This window comes from Thioclava sp. F42-5 (assembly GCF_002213195.1).
In the GTDB taxonomy this organism is placed as follows: Bacteria; Pseudomonadota; Alphaproteobacteria; order Rhodobacterales; family Rhodobacteraceae; genus Thioclava; species Thioclava nitratireducens.
In genome coordinates, this window is record NZ_NBNZ01000001.1 from 228,773 (window position 1) to 251,350 (window position 22,578).

The 22,578-nt window shown below is 64.7% G+C and carries 22 protein-coding genes; 16 read left to right on the forward strand and 6 right to left on the reverse strand.

What is annotated here, in order from left to right; all coding sequences use genetic code 11:
* The first annotated feature begins 35 nt into the window (after window positions 1–35).
* The gene (locus B6V74_RS01040; RefSeq protein WP_088721731.1) at window positions 36–1,226 is read left to right on the forward strand and encodes a cytochrome P450; all 1,191 of its coding nucleotides are present in this window, start codon (window positions 36–38) and stop codon (window positions 1,224–1,226) included.
* A 4-nt stretch (window positions 1,227–1,230) separates the two neighbouring features.
* Here the strand turns inward: B6V74_RS01040 and B6V74_RS01045 are convergent, their stop codons facing one another.
* Window positions 1,231–1,692, reverse strand: a complete 462-nt coding sequence (locus tag B6V74_RS01045; RefSeq protein ID WP_075774578.1) for an Lrp/AsnC family transcriptional regulator — start codon at window positions 1,690–1,692, stop codon at window positions 1,231–1,233.
* A 141-nt stretch (window positions 1,693–1,833) separates the two neighbouring features.
* Here B6V74_RS01045 and cobA point away from each other — a divergent pair, with 141 nt between their 5' ends.
* From cobA to B6V74_RS01080, 7 genes are all read left to right on the forward strand, one after another.
* Window positions 1,834–2,586, forward strand: coding sequence for a uroporphyrinogen-III C-methyltransferase (gene cobA / locus B6V74_RS01050; RefSeq protein ID WP_075774577.1), 753 nt, complete (start codon window positions 1,834–1,836; stop codon window positions 2,584–2,586).
* Window positions 2,583–2,870, forward strand: coding sequence for a DUF2849 domain-containing protein (locus B6V74_RS01055; RefSeq protein WP_075774576.1), 288 nt, complete (start codon window positions 2,583–2,585; stop codon window positions 2,868–2,870). Before cobA ends, B6V74_RS01055 begins: the two co-directional genes overlap by 4 nt.
* 3 nt (window positions 2,871–2,873) lie before the next feature.
* Entirely contained in the window at window positions 2,874–4,541 is a 1,668-nt protein-coding gene (locus tag B6V74_RS01060) for a nitrite/sulfite reductase (RefSeq protein WP_088721732.1), read from the forward strand.
* On the forward strand, window positions 4,528–5,298 hold the full coding sequence (locus B6V74_RS01065; protein ID WP_075774740.1) for a phosphoadenylyl-sulfate reductase: 771 nt from the start codon (window positions 4,528–4,530) through the stop codon (window positions 5,296–5,298). The genes B6V74_RS01060 and B6V74_RS01065 overlap by 14 nt, the downstream gene beginning before the upstream one ends.
* Entirely contained in the window at window positions 5,295–5,666 is a 372-nt protein-coding gene (locus B6V74_RS01070) for a DUF934 domain-containing protein (RefSeq protein ID WP_075774574.1), read from the forward strand. The genes B6V74_RS01065 and B6V74_RS01070 overlap by 4 nt, the downstream gene beginning before the upstream one ends.
* A 145-nt stretch (window positions 5,667–5,811) precedes the next feature.
* Complete coding sequence (locus B6V74_RS01075; RefSeq protein WP_088719387.1) at window positions 5,812–6,630, forward strand: ferredoxin--NADP reductase; 819 nt, start codon at window positions 5,812–5,814, stop codon at window positions 6,628–6,630.
* 384 nt (window positions 6,631–7,014) lie between these two features.
* Window positions 7,015–7,656, forward strand: coding sequence for a hemolysin III family protein (locus B6V74_RS01080; RefSeq protein WP_088722165.1), 642 nt, complete (start codon window positions 7,015–7,017; stop codon window positions 7,654–7,656).
* Window positions 7,657–7,663: 7 nt separating this feature from the next.
* On the opposite strand, the gene tgt is transcribed toward B6V74_RS01080, so the two are convergent.
* Both tgt and B6V74_RS01090 read right to left on the reverse strand, forming a co-directional pair.
* Entirely contained in the window at window positions 7,664–8,791 is a 1,128-nt protein-coding gene (gene tgt, locus B6V74_RS01085) for a tRNA guanosine(34) transglycosylase Tgt (protein ID WP_075774572.1), read from the reverse strand.
* Between the two features lie 82 nt (window positions 8,792–8,873).
* Window positions 8,874–10,007: a sugar-transfer associated ATP-grasp domain-containing protein gene (locus tag B6V74_RS01090; protein ID WP_168184163.1), complete on the reverse strand. Its 1,134-nt coding sequence runs from the start codon at window positions 10,005–10,007 to the stop codon at window positions 8,874–8,876.
* Between the two features lie 194 nt (window positions 10,008–10,201).
* On the opposite strand from B6V74_RS01090, the gene B6V74_RS01095 reads away from it, so the two are divergent.
* Together B6V74_RS01095 and B6V74_RS01100 are read left to right on the forward strand one after the other, a co-directional pair.
* The gene (locus tag B6V74_RS01095; protein ID WP_088721734.1) at window positions 10,202–11,017 is read left to right on the forward strand and encodes an MBL fold metallo-hydrolase; all 816 of its coding nucleotides are present in this window, start codon (window positions 10,202–10,204) and stop codon (window positions 11,015–11,017) included.
* A 43-nt stretch (window positions 11,018–11,060) separates the two neighbouring features.
* Window positions 11,061–11,651 carry a hypothetical protein gene (locus B6V74_RS01100; protein ID WP_088721735.1) on the forward strand — a complete coding sequence of 197 codons (591 nt, stop codon included), beginning with the start codon at window positions 11,061–11,063 and terminating at the stop codon, window positions 11,649–11,651.
* Window positions 11,652–11,682: 31 nt separating this feature from the next.
* On the opposite strand, the gene B6V74_RS01105 is transcribed toward B6V74_RS01100, so the two are convergent.
* Window positions 11,683–12,141 (reverse strand): DNA polymerase III subunit chi, encoded by a 459-nt coding sequence (locus tag B6V74_RS01105; RefSeq protein ID WP_075774569.1) that lies wholly within the window; start codon window positions 12,139–12,141, stop codon window positions 11,683–11,685.
* A 1-nt stretch (window position 12,142) separates the two neighbouring features.
* Entirely contained in the window at window positions 12,143–13,612 is a 1,470-nt protein-coding gene (locus tag B6V74_RS01110) for a leucyl aminopeptidase (RefSeq protein WP_088721736.1), read from the reverse strand.
* 179 nt (window positions 13,613–13,791) lie between these two features.
* Here B6V74_RS01110 and lptF point away from each other — a divergent pair, with 179 nt between their 5' ends.
* The 6 genes from lptF to rsmA all read left to right on the forward strand — a co-directional run bounded on the left by lptF (window position 13,792) and on the right by rsmA (window position 21,476).
* Window positions 13,792–14,937, forward strand: coding sequence for an LPS export ABC transporter permease LptF (gene lptF, locus B6V74_RS01115; protein ID WP_075774567.1), 1,146 nt, complete (start codon window positions 13,792–13,794; stop codon window positions 14,935–14,937).
* Window positions 14,934–16,052, forward strand: a complete 1,119-nt coding sequence (lptG, locus tag B6V74_RS01120) for an LPS export ABC transporter permease LptG (RefSeq protein ID WP_075774566.1) — start codon at window positions 14,934–14,936, stop codon at window positions 16,050–16,052. The genes lptF and lptG overlap by 4 nt, the downstream gene beginning before the upstream one ends.
* Window positions 16,052–18,280 carry an LPS assembly protein LptD gene (gene lptD / locus B6V74_RS01125; RefSeq protein WP_088721737.1) on the forward strand — a complete coding sequence of 743 codons (2,229 nt, stop codon included), beginning with the start codon at window positions 16,052–16,054 and terminating at the stop codon, window positions 18,278–18,280. Before lptG ends, lptD begins: the two co-directional genes overlap by 1 nt.
* A gap of 92 nt (window positions 18,281–18,372) precedes the next feature.
* Window positions 18,373–19,602, forward strand: coding sequence for a peptidylprolyl isomerase (locus B6V74_RS01130; RefSeq protein ID WP_088718849.1), 1,230 nt, complete (start codon window positions 18,373–18,375; stop codon window positions 19,600–19,602).
* Window positions 19,599–20,621, forward strand: coding sequence for a 4-hydroxythreonine-4-phosphate dehydrogenase PdxA (pdxA, locus tag B6V74_RS01135; RefSeq protein WP_088718850.1), 1,023 nt, complete (start codon window positions 19,599–19,601; stop codon window positions 20,619–20,621). Before B6V74_RS01130 ends, pdxA begins: the two co-directional genes overlap by 4 nt.
* Window positions 20,622–20,630: 9 nt before the next feature.
* The gene (gene rsmA / locus B6V74_RS01140; protein WP_075774562.1) at window positions 20,631–21,476 is read left to right on the forward strand and encodes a 16S rRNA (adenine(1518)-N(6)/adenine(1519)-N(6))-dimethyltransferase RsmA; all 846 of its coding nucleotides are present in this window, start codon (window positions 20,631–20,633) and stop codon (window positions 21,474–21,476) included.
* Window positions 21,477–21,771: 295 nt separating this feature from the next.
* On the opposite strand, the gene B6V74_RS01145 is transcribed toward rsmA, so the two are convergent.
* Window positions 21,772–22,542 (reverse strand): DUF4167 domain-containing protein, encoded by a 771-nt coding sequence (locus B6V74_RS01145; protein ID WP_088721738.1) that lies wholly within the window; start codon window positions 22,540–22,542, stop codon window positions 21,772–21,774.
* Between the last annotated feature and the right edge of the window lie 36 nt (window positions 22,543–22,578).

The following is a 22,578-nucleotide window of genomic DNA, read 5'->3' on the forward strand; positions in this document are numbered from 1 at the left end:
CTGCCCAATCTGGCCTCCGACCAAACGGAGCGCCGATGCAGACCCTTTCCCAATCCCCGCTCGACCCAGATTTCGTGCAGAACCCTTACCCGTTCTATGACCGCGTGCGTCAAGGCGCGCCTCTCGTTCAATGGCCCGAATACGGGTTTCACGTGACTGCGCGCGCCGCGATCGTCGGCGCGGCGCTGCGGGACCGGCGGTTGGGGCGCGAAGCCCCGCCAGAACACGCGGTGGAGGTTCCGAAGCATCTCGAGCCCTTCTATGCGATCGAACGTCATTCGATGCTGGAGTTGGAGGCGCCGACCCACACCCGCCTGCGCAAGCTGGTGACGAAGGCCTTCACCCCGCGCCGGATCGCAGGCATGGAGGACGAGATCGCGACACTCTGCCACCGGCTGGTCGACGAACTGCCCGAGGGCGGCTGCGACCTGCTGGAGCATTTCGCGAAACCCCTTCCGGTGATCGTGATTGCGCGGCTTCTGGGCGTGCCGGAGAAGGATGCCGACAAGCTTCTCGCGTGGTCGAACGCGATGGTGCAGATGTATCAGGCCCGCCGCGACATCAGCCTCGAAGAAGACGCGGCGCGGGCCTCAGCGGAATTCGCGGAGTATCTCGGGGACCTGATCGAGACTCGCCGCAAAACGCCCGACGACGATCTGATCTCGGAACTGATCGCGGTCGAGGAGGAAGGCGTTCACCTGAGCCGCGACGAGCTGATTTCCACCGTGATCCTGCTCCTGAACGCGGGTCACGAGGCGACCGTCCACCAGATCGGCAACAGCGTGAAGACCCTCGTCGAGCAGACCGTCGCGCCGCATTGGCTGGAGCCAGAGCGGATCGACGGCACGGTAGAGGAACTTCTGCGCTTCGATCCGCCGCTGCACTTGTTCACGCGATGGCTCTACGAGGACATGGAGTTTCAGGGGCAAATGCTGCGGAAAGGCGAACGGATCGGGCTGCTACTCGCCGGTGCGAACCGCGACCCGTCGGCTTGGGACGATCCGAGCGCCTTCGACCCGTCCCGCCCGGTGCGCATCAATTTCAGTTTCGGCGCAGGGGCGCATTTCTGCATCGGCGCGCCGCTGGCCCGGCTGGAGTTGAAACTCGCCCTGCCGATTCTGATGGAGCGGCTACAGGGGCTCGATCTGCCGCGCCGCCCCTATTACGCCGATCTCTACCATTTCCACGGGCTGGAGAAGCTGGAGACCACCTACACCAAGCGCTGATCGCTCACAGCGGCAGTGCGGTGGTGGATTTCAGCTCTTCCATCGACAGAAGCGCCGTGACGTTGTGAATTTTCACTTCCGAGATCAGCGCCTGATAGAAGCGGTCATAGGCGCGCGCATTCTCGACCCGCACTTTCAGGATGTAGTCGATATCGCCGGCAAGGCGGTGCGCTTCCATCACCTCGGGGCGCGCGCGCAGGGTGGCGAGGAACTTGTCCTGCCATTCGGCCTCGTGCTCGGACGTTCGGATCAGCACGAAGAAGCATGCGTCGAACCCAAGCGCCTCGGGATCGAGGATCGCGGTCTGCTTTCCGATCACCCCCGCCGTGCGCAATTTGCGAATCCGGTTCCAGACCGGGGTCTTGGAAGAGCCTGTTTTCCGCGCGATTTCGTCGAGCGACTGGCTCGCATCGTCCTGTAGCTCCGCGAGGATTTTCCGATCCAGCTCGTCGATCTGCACCGCCATTCCGATTTTCCTCCGATAGAAAGAAGATTGTTACTCCCATCAAATTCATAAGGAACAAATTTCCTTATTGGCAAGGGCCTATAGCCAAAAACGAGAACATTTTCCTATATTAACGCTCAAGACGCAGACGAGGAGCGTGACATGGAAACTCTCGAAACTCAGACCCAGGTGACCCTTGCCGGCGCAGGTCCGGGCGACCCGGACCTGCTGACCGTGGCGGTGCTGCGCGAGATGACGTGCGCCGATGTCATCCTGCACGACACGCTGGTGAGCGCCGAGGTGCTCGCACTTGCAGGTCCGCAGGCGAAGTTGATCGAGACCGGCAAGACCGGTTTCGGCCCCTCGATGAAGCAAAGCGACATCTCGGACCTGATCGTCCGCCTCGCGCGCGAGGGTCAGCGGGTGCTCCGCCTGAAATCCGGCGATCCGGGTGTGTTCGGGCGGCTGGGCGAAGAGCTGGACGCGCTCGACGCGGCCGGAATCGCCTATCGCGTGCTGCCGGGCATCACCGCCGCTTCCGCCGCCGCCGCATCGCTTGGCCAGAGCTTGACCGAACGCGGCCGCAATCGCGAGCTGCGCCTGCTCACCGGCCATGACGCCGACGGGCTCGCCGAACAGGATTGGACGGCGCTCGCTCGTCCCGGCGCGGTCGCGGCGATCTACATGGGCAAGCGCGCGGCCCGCTACGTGCAAGGGCGCCTGATGATGCATGGCGCCTCCCCCGCGACCCCGGCCTGCGTGGTCGAGAACGCTTCGCGCGCCGATCAGGTGATCCGCCCCGCGACGCTCGCCACCCTGCCCACCGTTACCGCCGAGGCCAAGGGCCCCGCCGTGATCCTGCTGGGCCTCGCCCCGCGCGACGCCCGCATCGCCCTGAAGGAGGTCGCGCTATGAGCAAGAAATTCATCCCCGGCGTGATCAGCGCCAACGATCTGCGCGAAGGCCATGTCGTCTACATGAACGACGCGGGCCAATGGGTTCTGCGCCTGAGCGACGCCGCTTTCCTCGACGATCCGGTGATTGCCGAGATGTGGCTCGATCTGGCCAATGCGCAGCCCGACAAAGTCGTCGGCGCCTATCTCGCGCCCGCCACGCTTGGCCCGAATGGCCCCGAGCCCGCGCATTTCCGCGAGGCCTTCCGCGCCTCCGGCCCTTCCATTGAGCTACCCGGGAGCTGATCCATGTTCCAACCCAGCGATTTCGACCGCGCCGCCGTCCGCGCGCGCGCCGAGCAGTTACGCCATCAGGTCGCGCGCCGCCTCGACGGCAGCCTGACCGAAGACGAGTTCAAGCCGCTGCGCCTGATGAACGGGCTCTATCTGCAGCTGCACGCCTACATGCTGCGGGTGGCGATCCCCTATGGCACGATCAACGCGCGGCAAATGCGCCAGCTCGCCAAGATCGCAGATGTCTGGGATCGCGGCTATGGGCATTTCACGACGCGCCAGAACATCCAGTTCAACTGGCCGAAGCTGGTCGATGTGCCGGACATGATCGACGCGCTGGCCGATGTCGGCATGCACGCGATCCAGACCTCGGGCAACGCGATCCGCAACACGACGACGGACGCCTTTGCGGGCGCCGCCGCCGACGAGATCGCCGATCCGCGCCCCTATGCGGAGTTGATCCGTCAATGGTCCACCGACCATCCGGAATTCCAGTTCCTGCCGCGCAAGTTCAAGATCGCGATCAATGGCGCGCGCGCCGACCGCGCCGCGATCCGCGGCCACGATGTCGGCCTGCAACTGGTCGAGCGCGATGGCGAGATCGGTTTCCAGGTCTTCGTGGGCGGCGGTCTGGGCCGCACCCCGATGATCGCGAAGGAACTGCGCAGCTTCCTGCCAGTGGCCGATCTGCTGCCCTATCTGGAGTCGATCGTAGCGGTCTGGAACCTCGCAGGCCGGCGCGACAACAAGTATAAGGCACGCATCAAGATCACCGTGCACGAGCTTGGAATCGAGACGTTTTCCGAGATGGTCGAGGCCGAATTCCCGGCCCGCCGCGCGGCCTTCAAAGGTGCCGATCAGGCGATCCTCGCAGATCTCAAGGCGCAATTCGCGCCGCCCGTTTTGCCTGCGCGGGAGAGCGAGAGCTTCGAAGCCGCGCTCAATGTCGATGCGCTACTGCGCGACTGGGCCGCACGCTCGGTCTCGCCCCACCACAACCCCGATTACGGAGTCGTCACGGTCAGCCTGAAGGATCACGGCGCGCCTCCGGGCGATGCCACCTCGGACCAGATGCGCCTGTTGGCGGAGCTTGCCGAACGCTACGGCCAGTCGGAGCTGCGCATCAGCCACGAGCAGAACGTGATCCTGCCGCATATCGCGAAGGCCGATCTGCCCGCGCTGTTCGAGGCCCTGCGCAAAGGCGGCCTCGCCACGGCGAATATCGGACTGACCTCGGATATCATCGCCTGCCCCGGCATGGATTACTGCGCGCTGGCCACGGCCCGCTCGATCCCGCTGGCACAGCAGATCGCGACCCATTTCCGCGACCTCGGGCTGGAGCAGGAGATCGGTGCGCTCAAGATCAAGATTTCGGGCTGCATCAACGCCTGCGGTCACCACCATCTGGGCCATATCGGCATCCTCGGTCTCGACCGCGCGGGCGTGGAGAACTACCAGATCACGCTTGGCGGCGACGCGACCGAGACGATGGCGCTTGGCGAGCGCGCTGGCCCCGGCTTTGCCTATACGGAGGTGATCCCCGCGCTGGAGCGTCTGCTGCGTGCCTATCTCGAACTGCGCGAAAACGCGACCGAGAGCTTCCTCGAAGCGCTGCGTCGCCTTGGCCCGGACCCGTTCAAAGAGGCGCTCTATGCAGAGGCTCAACGCCATGCCGCTCAATGATCGCCCGGATATCGCAACGCGCGTCGCCGGGCTGAACGAACGCTACCGCCACCACGCCGCGACCGCGGTGATGGAGCGGGCGTTGCGGGACGCTGACGTGGGCGAAGTCGCGCTGGTCTCCTCCTTCGGGGCGGAGTCGGTGGTGCTCTTGCATATGGTCTCGGTGATCGCGCCCGGCACGCCGGTGCTGTTCATCGACACGCAGATGCTGTTTCCTGAGACGCTCGCCTATCAGCGCGACGTCGCGCACAAGCTGGGCCTGACGAATGTCCAGGTGATCCAGGCCGATCGGGCCGCGATCGCCCGCGACGATCCGGATGGAACTTTGCACCAGTACAGCACCGATGCTTGCTGCACACTGCGCAAGACGGTGCCGCTGGAAAACGCGCTCTCGGGCTATGACGCCTGGATCACCGGGCGCAAACGCTTTCAGGGCGGCCAGCGCGCGGCGCTCGACTTCTTCGAGGTCGAGACCGAGGCGCGGATGAAGATCAACCCGCTCGCCCATTGGGACAAGCAGGATGTGCAGGATTACATGGTCGAGAACCGCCTGCCGCGCCACCCGCTCGTGGCGCAAGGCTATCCCTCGATCGGCTGCGCGCCCTGCACCTCGCCTGTGAAACCGGGCGAGGACGAACGCGCGGGCCGCTGGCGCGGCGCCGCCAAGACCGAATGCGGCATCCACTTCATCGGCGGCAAGGCCGTACGTGTGAACAGTGAGGGCCAAGTGATTGAGAACAAGGAGAATGTGGCATGAGCGTGATCGTTCGCGACGACGGCTTCCACGAGGATGACTTCACCGGGGCGAGCCTCGATATCGCGCCGGAGACCGATGCGGGATACTTGCCCGCGCTGATCGACGGCGCCGAGATGATCCGCGTCCTGTTCCCGACCTTCTCGGACGGGCGTGGCTTCTCGCTGGCGCGCCGCATCCGTGCGCTCGGCTATTCCGGCCGGCTGCGCGCGGCGGGCCCGCTGATCGCGGATCAATACGCGATGGCGCGGCGCGTCGGCTTTGACGAGGTCGAAATCCCACCGGAGCTGGCCGAGCGCCAACCGCAGGCGCAATGGCTCTTCCGCGCCGACTGGGCCGCGCATGACTACCGCGCGCGGCTTGCCGGCTGAGGCTTTCGCCTGCAGCCGATATCCGATAAACCCCACCCGTGACCGGCAATTGAGCCAGATCAAGGGCCAGCGCTGACGCAAGCTGTATCCGATCTGCATATTTGCCAGACCGAGGCGCCTGCCCCGGCCCGAGAGAGATATGACAATGAACGAGAGCGCCGTGACCGAGATCCCCAAGGTGAAAACCCTGCCCGACGCGCAGACCGTGACCGAAGTGACCCACTGGACGGACCGGCTGTTTTCCTTCCGCGTGACGCGGCCGCAATCCCTGCGCTTCCGCTCGGGTGAATTCGTGATGATCGGACTGATGGGCGACAATGGCAAACCGCTGCTGCGCGCCTATTCCATCGCCTCGCCGAACTGGGACGAGGAGCTGGAATTCTACTCGATCAAGGTGCCCGACGGCCCGCTGACCTCGAAGCTGCAGCATATCAATGTGGGCGACCAGATCATCCTGCGTCCGAAGCCCGTGGGCACGCTGGTCCATGACGCGCTGCTGCCCGGCAAGCGCGTGTGGTTCCTCGCCACCGGCACCGGCATCGCGCCCTTCGCCTCGCTGATGCGCGACCCCGAGACGTACGACAAGTTCGACGAGGTCATCATGATGCATACCTGCCGGACCGTCGCCGAACTGGAATATGGCCGGCAGCTGGTCGAGAACCTGATCAACGATCCGCTGATCGGCGAGATGGTCGAGGGCAAGCTGAAATATTACCCGACCACGACCCGCGAGGAATCCCCCCATATGGGCCGGATCACCGACAATCTCGAGAACGGCAAGGTGTTCAAGGATCTCGGCCTCGAGCCGATGAACCCCGAGACCGACCGCGCGATGGTCTGCGGCTCGCTCGCCTTCAACAAGGACGTGATGGCGGTGCTCGAAGGGTTCGGCCTGCGCGAAGGCGCGAATTCCGAGCCCCGCGAATATGTGGTCGAGAAGGCCTTCGTCGGCGACGGCATCTGAGCATATCTGGGGGCGCTGCCCTCGCCGGCGCCGGACCGCGGCAAACGTCAGAGAATGAGGGGGCTCTGCCCCCTCGGGCTTCGCCCTCACCCCCGGGATATTTGAACAAGCCCGATGGGAACACCCGACGCGCGGCCGAACCGGTCGCGCCGGGTGCCGTCGGTCTTGACGGTCATCGGCGTCCCCGCCTGTACCGTGCTTCGTTTATCGCCGCGAATTAGTTGAATTCTCGTTAATGCCTTCGGGTTTGCGCATATATCCTCATGGGGGGCACGCCAGCGCGCGGGCGCAGCGCCCCTTCGTGACCCAGCGTTTTTTCCGTCACGGCTTGGGAGATCGCCTCATCGTTGCTATCTTGAAAGGATGACCGAGGGGATCACCACGATGACGCGCCACCAATTGAGCCACAGCTTTCGCGAACATGTCGCCGATGGCGTCGTCCATGTTCTGGGCGTCGTTTTCGCCGTGGCAGGCGTCAGCGCGCTGATCGTCTGGGCCTCGCTCGCAGCACCTGCGGGGCGCGTCTGGCCGCTTGCGGTCTATTCGGTGGGGCTGATCGCCTCTTTCTCGCTCTCGGCCGCCTATAACCTGACGCTGCATGCACCGACGCGTGCGGTGTTGCGGCGCTTCGACCACGCGGCGATTTATCTACTGATTGCAGGCACATACACGCCGATGGCGCTGATCGGCCTCGGCGAGGTCGCGGGCTGGGCGCTGACCGCGACGGTCTGGACGCTCGCGACCTTCGGCATCGTGATGAAGCTCGGCTTCTTCCACCGCGCGGAGCGCACGGGGTTCTGGCTCTATCTGGCGATGGGCTGGCTCGGGATGATCGCGATGTGGCCGTTGATCGTGGCCCTGCCCTTGCCCGCGCTGATCCTGCTGGTCGTGGGCGGGCTGACCTATACGGTCGGCGTGATCTTCTACCAGACCGAACGCATCCCCTTCTCGCGCGCGATCTGGCACGGCCATGTGCTGGCCGCCGCCGCGACGCATTACGCCGCGGTGATCGTGATCTCGCACTGAGCGGGGTTCAGAGCGGCTCGATATCGCCCATCGCGCGGGTCTCGTGGAATTCCGAGACGAAGCGCGCCAGCGCTCCCTCGTCGATCGCCGCGCGCAGGCCCGCCATCAGTTCCTGATAGTAATGCAGGTTGTGCCAAGTGAGCAGCATCCCCGAGATCATCTCGCCGGAGCGGAAGACGTGGTGCAAATAGGCGCGCGAATAGTTCGAGCAGGCCGGGCATGTGCAGGCCTCGTCCAAGGGGCGCGGGTCGTCGGCATGGCGGGCGTTCTTGATGTTCACCTGACCGCGGCGGGTCCAGGCCTGACCCGTGCGCCCCGAGCGCGACGGCAGCACGCAATCCATCATGTCGATGCCGCGCTCGACCGCGCCCACGATATCATCGGGTTTGCCGACGCCCATCAGGTAGCGGGGTTTGTCTTGCGGCAGCATGCCGGGCGCATAATCGAGCACGCCGAACATCGCCTCCTGCCCCTCGCCCACGGCGAGGCCGCCGACCGCGTAGCCCTCGAAGCCGATCTCCTTGAGTTTCTCGGCACTTTCCTCTCGAAGCTCACGCGTCACGCCGCCCTGCTGGATGCCGAACAGCGCATGGCCCGGACGGTCGCCAAAGGCGTCACGTGAGCGCTGCGCCCACCGCATCGAGAGGCGCATGGATTTGGCCACTTCTTCCTCGGTCGCAGGCAGCGCGGGACACTCGTCGAAGCACATCACGATGTCCGAGCCCAAGAGCTTCTGAATCTCCATCGAGCGTTCGGGCGAGAGCATATGTTTCGAGCCATCGACATGGGAGGCAAAGGTCACGCCTTCCTCGGTCAGCTTGCGCAGAGATGCCAGGCTCATCACTTGGAACCCGCCGGAGTCGGTCAGGATCGGCTTGTCCCAGTTCATGAACTTATGCAGCCCGCCCAGACGCGCCACGCGCTCTGCACCGGGGCGCAGCATCAGATGGTAGGTATTGCCCAGCAGAATATCCGCGCCGGTCGCGGCCACGCTTTCGGGCATCATCGCCTTCACGGTGGCGGCGGTACCCACGGGCATGAAAGCCGGCGTACGGATCTCGCCGCGCGGAGTCGAAATCGTCCCGGTGCGCGCCGCGCCGTCGGTGGCCTTGAGGGTGAAGCTGAACTTGGTCATCTGGGGCTCTCCTTCGGCCCCGGCTGATAGACCCAAAGCGGCGCAAAGGGAAGGCCGCGCGCGGCAGCAGAGCGAAGAGCGATCAGAAGGGCAGCAGGCTCTTTTTCGGGCGGAACTTCACCCCGCAGCTTTCGAAAAAGGCGCGCACCTCCGGAGTGAGCATGCCGCGACCATTGGAATATTGCGGAAGATCGAACCCGCCGCCTGCGTTGATCTCTACCACAACGGGGCCATCCGCAGTGATGGCGATATCGGTGGATTGATACCGGACGGGGGCGAAGCTGCGCGCGGCCCGCTCGTTGATTTCGAGGAGTTCTTTCCAGAAAGGCAGTTCCATCCCCATCAGGCCAGGCCGGTCGGGGTGATCTTCGAGGAATTCGACCTCGATCCCGCGTCGCGCGACGGTGCGAATGCGACCGGTCGGGACGTCGATTCCGCAGGCGAGATTTCCGGGGCGCCAGAACGCATCGGCGATATTATCGCCTTGCGGCAGCTTGATCGCCGCCATTGGCACACGCAGCCCGTCATTCGTAAGCAGGTTCACCATCCGCACCGTGGCCAGAGCAGAGGCATAAGGCTGCAAGGCGGCGTGGTTCTGGAGCACCGGCTGAAGCACATAGGCATTCTTGGCGAGCGTCTGCTCGGCGAAATCGTCGTAGCTCATCGGCTCCTGGCCGGCGCAATGGATCATCTCGGCATCCGCGTGTTCGATCCGGAACGCACCGAAGCTGACCATGCCATCCACGATCTTGCCGAAGAATTGCTGCCCTGGGCGCGCGAGAAGGAAAGCCCTCAGCTGGTTCGCATCGCTGATCCGCTCCCCCATCCCGTGGTAGAGGCGCTGCGAGGGGTCAAGCACAGCGACAGTCTCGGGGATCGCCACCCCCGCGGCGCCAAGAAGCGTTGAGGCCAGCGCCTTGTCCTCTGCGGCGCTGTACCAGCCGCGGTTGTTCACGACATTGACGATCGGCCAGTGCAGGTCGTTGGACAGGAACCGCGCGCGCTCTGCCTGATCGTGGCGTGCAATGTCGTAAAGCCCGAAGCGCACATATTCGACGAGGTTGATCCGCGTCTCCGACTTCGCAAGTTGGCGATAGTCGCGCAGCACCTGCAACACCGAACGGCCCGACTTCTTGGCCGCGTAAACCAGAAGATCCTGGAAGGAACTGTCGCGCGCGCTCTGATAAGCGGTTTGGTCAAGTGTGGCGAGGGACATGGCGACTCCAAGTGAAACAATCATCGATCTTCCGTTGAATTTGATCCTATGAAGAAACGCGGCAAAACTTGGGCAAAGCGGCGATCTTTTCGCGGTCAGCCCTTTGAAAACGTCGGGGGTCGCACGGCATCTTACGTAGGGGCATAGACCGGAATCAGCTTTTCGCTTTACGCTAAGGCAAAAGGAGGCTCGCCATGTTCCGCGCCCTACTTCTCGCCCTCTTCACCACGCTTGCGCCGGTCGTCGCGGCCGCGCAGAACCAGCGGATCAGCCACTGCATCGCGATCGCCGATGCAGCGCCCGGGATCGAATATCTGCACAAGGCCAGTTGGTCCGACCCGGTGCCGGAGCAATCGGTGCGGCTGCATTACATCGACCATTCGATGGTGCTGTTGCAGACCGAGGGCGGGCTGTCGGTCATTACCGATTTCAACGGCTGGACCGGCGGGGCCCGGTTTGCCCCCGATTACGTCACGATGAACCATGCTCATTCGAGCCATATGACCGATATGATCCCGAACGGGACGGTGGCGCTTAAGGGCTGGTCGGATCAGTTCGGCATCGCTGCCGAGCATCATCTCGATCTGGGCGAGATGCTGATCCGCAATGTGCCCACTGATATCCGCAGCTGGGGCGGGGTCGAGGAGAACGGCAACTCGATCTTCGTTTTCGAGGTGGCGGGGCTGTGTATCGGCCATCTGGGCCACCTGCATCACGAGCCCGATCCCGCGCAATATGCGGCGCTCGGGCGGCTCGACGTCGTGATGGCAGCGGTGGACGGCTCCTACACGGTCGATCAGCCGACGATGATCCGCATCCTGAACCGGTTGCGCTCACGCATCGTGATCCCGGTCCATTGGTTCGGCGAGCCGACCCTGCAGAGCTTTCTCGACGGGATGAAGGGTGTCTTCGCGGTGGAGCGGCCCGGCGTGAGCGAGGTGATCGTCTCGCTCAGAACCTTGCCGCGCGAGCCCACGGTGATGGTGCTGGAGCCCGAACGGCTGCGGTAGAGTAAGCAGAGAGAAGCTAGTCGCCAGAGGAAGAACGCCTCTCATGGAAGAAAATGAAAGCGTCAGCATGGCTCGCTGGGCGAGAATAATGAACAAAGACAACGGCTACGGCGGCGAATTCAATCACGAGACATCGGGCGACAAGGAGATCGTCGAATTGGCCACCGCTGCGACTTGGTGCGAAGAAATGGCGCGCCAATTCAGCGTAGAATTAGCCAATCTCCGCGCTAACAACGACGATCCTCCTGACTGCTTTGTTGATTTTGATGGCAAAACGCTGGACGTCGAACTCGTCCAAATGATCAATCCGGATCATAAGAAGCGGGCGAACAAAGGTGAAAGCCCGCATGCAAATCCTTTGTTTCAGGACACTCAGTGGCACGCATCACGCATTCGCAAAGAGGTAGATCTACTTGTTGACCAAAAAGCACAGAAATACGCGAAGCGCGGCGTATCAATTGACGTTCTTCTGATCCACACAGCAGAACCATGGCTTTATGCAGCTCAAATCGAAGAGTTCTTAACCAACAATACGTTCGTCCCACACAGAGGGATTGCGAATGTCTTTTTGCTTATGGGGTATGACCCAAGTCGTAAGCAGTGGCCGCTCTTTAAGCTCTACGGAGATCTTTAGTGGTCTCATGAACTGAGCGACGCTGTATGCCTCAACTCTCCGCCTTCTTCTCCCAGCGGCCGCCCTCTTCCGACCAGTAGATCGCTTTCGCGCCCGCGCCGGTGAGTGTCTTCCACTGGCCGCGCGCATGTTGCACCGCCTGCGGGTCGTTGCCGTCGAACAGGATCCAGACGCGTTTATGGGCGTCGGTCTCCTCCGCCGCGACCTCGGCACCGTCGACGGCCATCATCGCCTCGCGCCCGTCGCCTGCGGGCGCGGTGCCCAGCAAGATCGGCTGCAAAGCGTCATGTGGCCCGCCTGCGAGCCCGTGCGGCAGAAAGCTCGCCTCGCTTCCCATCAGCCAGAGTCTCTGGTCGAGCCAGTCGAGGCGCGCGGAATCGGTACCGCGCAACTCCACCTTCCAACCCTGCTCCACCGCCCGGGAGGCGAGGTTCAGCACCACCTCCTCGAGACTGGAGCGGGTCAGATGGTAGAAATTGACCTGCCCCATCTCAGGCTTCGAACTTGTCGCGGATAAGCCGGTCGAGCATGCGCACGCCCCAACCGGTCGGCCCTTTCGGGGCCAGCGTGGTCTCGTTCGGCGGAAGCGCGACGCCCGCGATGTCGATATGGCACCACGGCACCTCGTCCTTGACGAAGCGCTTCAGGAAAGCGGCCGCGGTGATCGCGCCGCCCCAGCGGTTTCCGACATTGCGCATATCCGCCAGCCGCGATTTCAGCGCCTTGTCATAGGCGGGCTGCAGCGGCATGTGCCACGCGCCCTCGCCCTCGGTCTTCGCCGCTTTAAGAATGTCGGCTACAAACTTGTCATCATTGGCGAAAAGGCCCGCATTCTCGTGACCGAGCGCGACGATCACCGCGCCGGTCAGCGTGGCGAGATTGACCATCGCCTTGGGCTTGAACCGGTCCTGCGCATACCAGAGCACATCGGCCAGAACGAGGCGGCCTTCGGCATCGGTGTTGATGACTTCGATCGTGTCGCCCTTCATCGAGGTCACGATATCGCCGGGGCGTTGCGCGCGCCCGTCGGGCATGTTTTCGACGAGACCCACGAGGCCCACGACATTCGCCTTGGCCTTGCGCAGCGCCAGCGTGCGCATCACGCCCGAGACGACGCCTGCGCCGCCCATATCCATCGTCATCTCTTCCATGCCCGCGCCGGGCTTGAGCGAGATGCCGCCCGCATCGAAGACGACGCCCTTGCCGACGAGCGCGAAGGGCGCCTCACCTTCCTCGCCGCCCTTCCACTGCATGACGACGAGTTTGGAGGGCATTTCCGAGCCCATGCCGACACCCAGAAGCGCGCCCATGCCGAGCTTCTTCATGTCCTCTTCCTCGAGGATTTCGACATCGAGGCCCAGCTCCTGCATCGCGGCGAGGCGGGCGGCGAAATCGTCGGTGGTGAGGATGTTTGCGGGCTCGTTTACCAGATCGCGGGTGAAGAACACCCCCTCGGCGAGTGCTGCATGCGGGGCGGCGGCAGCGGCGACTTCTTCGGGCTTGTCGACCATGATCGTCACCGGGCCGAAATCCTTCTTGCCCTCGCCGGTGTGATAGTCGAAGCGATAGGCGCGCAGCGCTAGCCCCAGCGACAGATCAGCCGCGCGCGGATGGCCTTGCGCCACCACGAGAACCCCGGCTTCGCCGAGCTTGGCCCCGATCGCAGCCCCCGCCTTGCGGGCCTCGTCGGCACTGGATTTCCGGTCGAGCCGCACCAGCTGCACCGCTTCGGCGGCGATCGCGGCGGGCCAGCTCAGATCCATCGCCTCGCCCGCACCCAAACCCGCGAAGGCTTCCGAATCCACCGCGCGCTTGATCGCGCCCTTCATCGCGCGGTCCAGCTTGCGCCCGGCCTGGCCCAGCTTGCCGTCCCCGCCCACGATCAGAGCGATCCGCCCGCTTTGGGTGGCAAAGCCCTCCGGATCGGTTTCCTTGAAGGCGATGGCGACGGGTTGGGTCATGTGGGGCTCTCCGCAGATGGGACCGTCGCGCGGATCGGCGGCGAGCGGTCGCGATTGGCATCATTTCGCGCGAGAGCCTAGCCCTGCCTCCGGAAAATGAAAAGCACCCCCGCTGCGCCCTTCCCTCACTTCGCCCGACAGGCTAGAGAAAGGGAAATATTCGGGGGTATTGAAGGGTCGTGACGCGACTGGACAGATATGTTTTGTCCAAATTGATGGCGCTGTTCGGGTTTTTCGCGCTCGTGCTGGTCTCCGTCTATTGGGTCAACCGGGCTGTGATCATGTTCGACAGCCTGATTTCGGATGGCCAGACCGCAACGGTGGTGCTGGAATTCACCGCGCTGACCTTGCCTTACGTCATCCGCATCGTGCTGCCGGTCGCGGCCTTCGCCGCCACGATCTACGCATTCAACCGGCTCGATCAGGACAGCGAACTGGTGGTGATGCGCGCCACCGGAACCTCGAACTGGCGGCTGGCGCGTCCGGTACTGGTCTTCGGGCTGATCGCCTCGGTGATGATGGCGTTGCTGGTGAACTTCCTCGTCCCCGCCGCGAAGGCCCGTCTGGCCGAGCGCCAGCAGGAGGTCGCGCAGAACCTGACCGCGAAATTCCTCACCGAAGGCACGTTCCAGCATCCCGCGCCGGGCATCTCGATCTATATCCGGCGCATTTCTGATCTGGGGGAGTTGCAGGATATCTTCGTCTCCGACAGCCGCTCGGCGCAGACGAGCACGATTTATACCGCCGACAAGGGGGTGATCGTGAAGACCGAGACGGGGCCGAAACTGATCATGTTCTCGGGTATGGCCCAGACCCTGCGCAAACCCTCCGATCACCTGTCTGTCACCCGCTTTGCCAATTTCACCTACGACATCGGCTCCTTCCTCAAGTCCGGGAAAGCGCGGGCGCTGAAGATCGACGAGATGATGACCCCGCGCCTCGCCGCGATGATGGCGGGGAGCGGACTCGACGCGACTCCGGGCGCCGACAGCGCCAAGGCCGCCCGCGACGCGCTACGACTGGAGCTCGCTCGGCGGATCACGCAACCGCTATTGGCCCCGATCGCGGCGCTGATCGGATTCTCGGCGCTGATGATGGGCACCTTCTCGCGCTTCGGCATGTGGCGGCAGATGACGCTCGCGATCGGCGGGCTGATCGTGATGCAGGTACTTCAGAACGCCGCCGAAACCAGTTCCGGGCGCGACCCCTCGCTCTGGCCGAGCCTGATTGCGCCGACGCTGGGCGGGATCGTGATGGTGCTGTTCATGCTGTGGTGGTCCGGTCGTCCGCGCCGCATCCGGCCCAAGCGGGAGGCTGCCGCGTGACGCTTGCTCTCTATCTTGCGAAACGGTTTCTCCGCAGCTTCCTGATCGTCGCGGCAAGCTTCTGGAGCATCCTGTTCCTGATCGACGTGGTCGAGGAAATCCGCCGCTTCTCCGATCAGGGGCTGAGCCTTTTGCAGGTCTCGTTGCTCTCCGCGCTCAACATCCCGGAGACGCTTTACACGATCCTGCCGCTGATCGTGATGCTGTCCTCCGTGGCGCTGTTCATCTCTCTCGCGCGCAGTTCGGAACTGGTCGTGATCCGGGCCGCGGGCCGGTCTGCACTGCGTATGCTGGCCGCACCGATCGCGGCGGCGCTGGTGCTCGGGCTGCTGACGCTGCTGGTGGGCAACCCGCTCGTCTCGGCCACGTCGAAGCGCTATGAGACCCTGCTGGATCACTACACCTCCAATGGGGGCTCGACCGTGTCGATCGGGCGCGAAGGCGTCTGGATGCGACAAAGCGCGGGGCTTTCCTCGGACGGCAAAACGCTCGCGCAGGCGGTGATTCATGCCGATCGCGCGAATGGCGATGCAACGACGCTGCATGGAGTGACCTTCCTGATTTTCGACCCTCAACGCGGCCCGGTGCGCCGGATCGACGCGAAAACCGCGACGCTGGTGCCGGGCGCGTGGCAGTTGCAGGACGTGAAAGACTGGCCGTTGGGCGACTCCACCAACCCCGAGCGCGACGCTACGATCGAAGACAGCCTCTCGCTGCCCTCCGACCTGACGGTGGCGAGCATCCGCGACAGTTTCGGCAAGCCCTCCGCAGTGCCGATCTGGCAATTGCCGGGCTTCATCGCCTCGCTGGAGGCCGCAGGCTTCTCCGCGCGCCGCCATATCGTGTGGCTGCAGATGGAGCTCGCGCTGCCGGTGCTCTTCGTTGCGATGGTCCTGATTGCGGCGAGCTTCACGATGGACCATGTGCGCTTCGGCGGCATCGGCGCGAAGGTTCTTTTCGCCTTGGCTGCCGGTCTGGGCTTGTTCTTCCTGCGCAATATCGCGCAAGTTCTGGGCGATAACGGACAGATTCCCGTTCTACTCGCGGCCTGGGCGCCGCCGGTGATCGGGTTGATGCTGCCGCTGGCGCGGCTTCTGCACCGGGAGGATGGGTGATGCGGCGGCAATTCGGCGCTTTGGCAGGACGGGCAAGCGCTCTGGCGCTGATCGTCGCGCTTGGCGTGGCAGGGCCGCAGCCCGGGCGCGCGCAAGACCAAACAGCGACCGATACGGCCCCCGCAACGCAGGGTGCGGCGATCCCCGCCTCGGACGAATTGGCGACGCTGCTGGCCGATCGGGTCGCGATCCGCAACCAGAACGAGTTGGTCGCGGAAGGGAATGTCGAGGTCTTCTACAAGTCAAACCGGCTGTCTGCAAAACGCGTGGTCTATGACCAGAAGGCCGACAAGCTTTACCTCGAAGGTCCGATCCGGCTGGTTCAGCCCGGCCAGTCGCAGGCGGTGATCCTCGCCTCGCAGGCAGAACTGTCCTCCGACCTGCAAAACGGCATCCTGCTGAGCGCGCGCATGGTGATGGCGCGCGAATTGCAGCTCGCCGCCGCCCGGATCGAGCGGCGCGAGGGCGCGATCACCATCATGGACAAGGTCGTGGCGTCGTCTTGCGAGGTATGCCGGACCAATCCGACGCCGCTTTGGGAAATCCGTGCGAGCCGCGTCGTGCATAACGCGACGACGCGCCAGATCGTATTCGAGGACGCCCAGTTCCGCGCGGCGGGCGTGCCGATCGCCTACCTGCCTCGGCTGCGGCTGCCCGCGCCAGGCGTGAAGCGGATGACGGGCTTCCTCGCTCCGCGTTTCCGCACCACGAGCGGTCTCGGCCCGGGGCTTCTGGTACCCTATTTCATCGCGCTCGGACCCAGCCGAGATCTGACGGTGACGCCCTATTTCGCCACTTCGCGCACCGAGACACTGAACCTGCGCTATCGGCAGGCCTTCAACTGGGGCAAGATGGAATGGTCCGGCGCGCTGAGCAATGACGACATTCGCAGCGGCACGCGCGGCTATCTCTTCGGCGATCTCGAGGCGCAGCTTCCGCGCGAGTTTCGCCTGACCGCGCAGCTTCGGCTGGTCAGCGACGACAGCTACCTGCTCAATTACGGGCTCAGCGACGATGACCGCCTGTGGTCGGGCGTCACGCTCGAACGGGTACGCAGCGACGAATTGATCTGGGCCCGCGTCGGCAATGTCCACTCCCTGCGCGCGGGTGAGAGCAACGCCACCGAGCCAATGCTGAGCGGCACCGGAGAATGGCTCCGCACCTTCCGCCCCGCCGGGATCGGCGGACAGGCCAGCGTGCGGTTTTCCACCCTCGCCACGCGGCGCGCTTCGAATGCGACGGTCGATCTGAACGGCGACGGTCGCCCCGACGGGCGCGACATGGTGCGTGGCTCGCTCACCGCCGATTGGCGGCGCAACTGGCTGTTCGGGCCGGGCATGCTCGGGTCGATCGAGACCCAATTCGCGGGCGACATCATCGAGACCAACCAGGACCCCGCCTTCAGCGAAACGATCCTGCGTGGCCAGCCTACCGTCGCCGCGGAGATCCGCTGGCCCTGGGTCAAGACGAGCGGTCGCGCGGCCTATGTGATCGAGCCGGTTGCGCAGGTCGTCTGGGCGCCGGATCACCTGAAGGACGCTCCCAACGAGGACAGCCAGCTGCCTGAATTCGACGGCGGCAACCTGTTCTCGCTGACCCGCTTTCCGGGCGAGGATGCCCGCGAGACGGGTTTGCGCGCCAATGTCGGGCTCGGCTGGACGCGTTATGACAGCTCCGGCTGGTCGCTTGGCGTCGCGGCGGGCCGTGTGTTCCGCCAGCGCGACCTGAACCAGTTCTCGCAGGGCACCGGGCTGTCGGGCACGAAATCCGACTGGCTTCTCGCGACCCATCTCGCAACCGCGAACGGGCTGACGCTGTCGAACCGCGCGCTGTTCGACGATAACTTCTCCGTGTCGCGCGACGAGGTGCGGCTATCGCGGGTCGGAACTGACTTCGACATCTCGGCGGGCTATCTCTGGCTCGAGAAGAACCCCGCCGAAGGACGCGACGACAACATGTCCGAGCTGATGCTGGACACGGCGTGGCGCTGGGGCGCCGGCTGGTCGGGCACGATGAGCACACGTTACGATTTCACCGCCGAGCGCGCCGCGCGCGCCAAGCTCGGCCTGCGCTACCAAACCGAATGCATCGCGGTTGATCTTTCCCTCTCGCGCCGCTTCACGTCATCCACTAGTGTAGCCCCTGAGACCGATTTCGGCCTATCCGTCCAACTCGTCGGCTTCGGCGCGAGCGACGGTGCGCCCGCGCGGCGAATGTGCGGAAGTTGAGGCCGGGGATCGCAAAGCGGCCCAGCGGGCCCAGAGGATCAACGAGGCCCCAAGGGCCAGGACTGAACGAGACGAAACGGACAGGCACGCTCATGACGATGATGACCCGACTGCTCACCCTTCTGGCGCTGATGCTCGCCCTGCCCTTCGCCGCAGGAACGGCGCAGGCGCAATCGGGCGGTAGCTTCGCGCCCGTCGTCACCGTCAACGGCATGGGCGTGACCGACTACGAAATCAACCAGCGGCAGCGCTTCATGCAGCTGCTGAACGCCGGCGCGAACACGCGCGAGGACGCCGAGAAGGCGCTGATCGAGGACCGTCTGCGGATCTGGGCCGGCAAGCGCATCGGCATCAAGCTCGACGAAGCCGCGATCCAGAAGGGCATGGATGAATTCGCTGGCCGCGCGAACATGACCGGCGACGAATTCGTGCAGGCACTGCAGAAGGAAGGCGTCGATCCGAACACGTTCCGCAACTTCACCGAAGCCGGCCTTGTCTGGCGCCAGGTGATCCGCGCACGCTTCGGGCCGCAGGTGAACATCACGAAATCCGACGTCGACCGCGCGATGATGCCCGAGAGCCAGACCGGCAAGGGCGTGAAGGTGCTGATATCGGAGGCGATCATCCCCGCACCGCAGGGCCGCGCCCGGGCCGCGATGGGGCAAGCGCGTCAGCTGTCGGCCGCGCAGGGCGAAGGCGCTTTCGCCGCGCTCGCGCGTCAATATTCGGCCGCGCCGTCGCGTGCACGCGGTGGGCGTCTGGACTGGATGCCGATCGACAAGCTGCCGCCGCAACTGCGCGGCGTGGTGCTCAAGCTCAAGCCCGGCACCGCGACCCAGCCGATCGAGCTGCAAGGCGCGGTCGCGGTCTTCATGCTGCGCGCGATCGGCGACGGCGATGCGCCGTCGGGCCCGCAGACGCTCAGCTACATGACCTTCGCGATCGGCCCGACCGGCTCGCAGCAATCGGCCAAGATCCAGAGCCAGGTGGCCGCGGCGCGCGAATGCAACCAGCTCTACACGATCGGCAAGGGCTTCCCGCCGAGCGCGCTCACCAAGCATGAGGACGTGGCGCAGGCGCAGGTTCCGACCAATATCGGTCTCGCGCTGGCGCATCTCGATGTGGGCGAGACCGAAGTGATCCCGCAAGGCGCCAACGACGTGCTCGTGATGCTCTGCGATCGCAAGGTTGCGCCCCAAGGTGACCAATCGGCTCCCGACCGCGATCAGGTCCGCGCGGCTCTCGAGAACAAGGCGCTGGAATCCTACGCCAATGGCTACATGGCCGATCTGGAAGCCGAAGCGGTCATCGTGCGCAAATGAGCGCCCAGCCGACCGATCGCACCGCGGCCCGTGCGCCCGACCGCCCCGTGATCCTCAGCTGCGGCGACCCCTCGGGGATTGGCCCCGAGATCGCCGCCCGCGCCTGGGAACATTGCGGCGCGAAACTGCCCTTCGTCTGGATCGGTGACCCCGCGCATCTGCCGCGCGGCACAAAAATCCGAGAGATCGACCGACCCGCCGACGCGCTGCGCCACGCCAGCGCCGGGCTGCCGGTGCTGCCCCACCAGTTTCCCGCCGCCGCCCTTCCGGGCGAGCCCGATCCCGCAAATGCGAAAGCCGTGATCGACGTGATCGCGCGCGGCGTCGATCTGGTGATGCGCGGCGAAGGGGCTGCGCTCACCACCGCGCCGATCAACAAGAAAGCGCTGAAAGACGGGGCAAAGTTCACCTTCCCCGGCCATACCGAATATCTGGCCCATCTCGCGGGCGTCGAGCGGGTGGTGATGATGCTCGCCTCGTCGCGAGTCGACCCGCCGCTGCGCGTGGTGCCCGCCACGATCCATGTCGCGCTCTCCGAAGTACCGAAACTTCTGACCCCGCAGCTTCTGCGCGAGACGGTGCGGATCACCTATGAAGGGTTGCGGCGCGATTTCGGCTTCTCGGCCCCACGGATCGCGGTCGCGGGGCTGAACCCGCATGCAGGCGAAGGCGGGGCGATGGGCATCGAGGAAGGCGACTGGATCGCCGACACGCTCGACGGTCTGCGCGAAGAGGGCTACGCGGTTGCGGGCCCGATGCCTGCCGACACGATGTTCCACGCGCGCGCCCGGCAGAATTACGACGCGGCGATCTGCGCCTATCACGATCAGGCGCTGATCCCGATCAAGACGCTCGATTTCGACGGCGGGGTGAATATCACGCTCGGCCTGCCCTTCGTGCGCACCTCACCCGATCATGGCACTGCCTATGACATCGCGGGTCAGGGCCGCGCCAACCCCGCCTCGTTGATCGCGGCGCTGGAGATGGCGGCCCGGATGGGAGCGGCCCGGCATGACTGAGGCTGCGTGATGGCCACGATCGACGGGCTGCCCCCGCTGCGCGAGGTTCTGCAGACGCATGACCTGGTGGCAAAGAAGAGCCTCGGGCAGAACTTCCTGCTGGACCTGAACCTGACCGCGAAGATCGCGCGCTCGGCGGGCGATCTGACGGGTGCCGACGTGCTGGAGGTCGGTCCCGGCCCCGGCGGCCTCACGCGCGGACTGCTGGCCGAGGGCGCGCGCAAGGTGCTCGCGATCGAGAAGGACACACGCTGTCTGCCCGCCTTGGCCGAGATCGCCGAGGCCTATCCGGGCCGTCTCGAAGTGATCAATGGCGATGCGCTGCAGGTCGATCCGCTCGCGCATCTCACGCCCCCGATCAAGATCGCCGCGAACCTGCCCTATAACGTGGGCACCGAGTTGCTGGTGCGCTGGCTGACGCCGAAAGACTGGCCGCCCTTCTGGGAAAGCCTGACGCTGATGTTCCAGCGCGAGGTGGCTGAGCGGATCGTGGCGAAGCCGGGCTCTAAGCATTACGGCCGCCTCGCGATCCTCGCGCAATGGCGCGCCGAGGCGAAGATCGTAATGAGCCTGCCGCCCGAGGCATTCACGCCCGCACCCAAGGTGCATTCGGCGGTGGTGCATCTGCGCGCCCTGCCCGAGCCGCGCTATCCGGCCGATGCGGCAACGCTCAGCCGGGTCGTGGCTGCGGGCTTCAACCAGCGCCGCAAGATGCTGCGGGCTTCGCTCAAGGGTGTCGCCCCTGATATCGAGGCGAAGCTGGAGCAGGCTGGGATCGCGCCCACCGAACGCGCCGAACGGGTCACGCTGGAGCAGTTCTGCCGCCTCGCGCGCATCGTCGCGGGACAGGAATGATCTGCGCCGCGCGCGAGGACGACTTGCCTCGCGGTGCCGAGATCGTCTTCGCTTCCCTCATTTCCGGGATTGGCCAGTTGCCCACGTCGATGCTGACCGGTCACACCGCTGAACTGCCGCGATAGAGAGAGCTGCGCGGTTCGCGCGTGTCGGCTTGCACGTGGCACATCTGATGGATGGCAGCTGCGGCCGGGTGTATCCGCACGCGGACCAGACGGGCGAAGCGTCCGCCCCGCTCCCAAGATGCAAAAAGGCCCGCCAACTTGGCGGGCCTCGCGCTATCTCTTGGGAGGCTTTACTCGCCTGAAGCCTTCGGCAGCTCGGCGCTCGCCTCGGCTTTTTCGGCCTTTTCGGCTTTCGGAGCGCGCGGCTTGCGCGGGGCGCGCGGACGCTTGGGCTTCTCGGCCTTTTCAGCTTTCTCGGCCTTCTCCGGCTTTTCGGAGGGCTCTTCCGCCTTCGGCGCGTCGTCGCCGCGACTACGGCTTTCGGGCGTATCGACGAGGGTGGAATCGTCATCGGAGTCCAGCTGCGGCATCGGCGGCATCATCTCGGAGCTTTCGCTCCGCTTGCGCCCGGACGACCTGCCCTCGGAGCGCTCGTCGCGGCGCTCGGACGCATTGTCCTGAGCCTCCCCTTTCGAGCCGGTCTCGTTTTGACCGTCATTCTGCTGACCGTCGTTCTGACCGCTGTTCTGGCCGCCGCTTTGCCCGTGGCCGCCGTGGCTCTGACCACCATTATTCTGGCCACCATTGTTCTGGTTGCCGTTATTCTGGTTGTTCTGCTGGCGCTGCTGGTTGCGGGCTTCCTGCTCGCGGGCCTGTTCTTTCTGCGCCTCGCCCAGCATTCGCGTGTAATGCTCTGCGTGCTGCAGGAAGTTCTGTTCGGCCACGCGGTCGTTGCCGAGCTGCGCATCGCGCGCGAGCTGCAGATATTTGTCGATGATCTGTTGCGGCGTACCGCGCACCTTGCCTTCGGGGCCGGAGCTGTCGAAGACGCGGTTGACGATATTGCCCATCGACCGTTGACGGTTCGACTTGTTACGCGAACGGGATTTCGAAGATCTCATGGCTTTCGTTTTCTTGGCCCGTTGTCACGGGCTTTT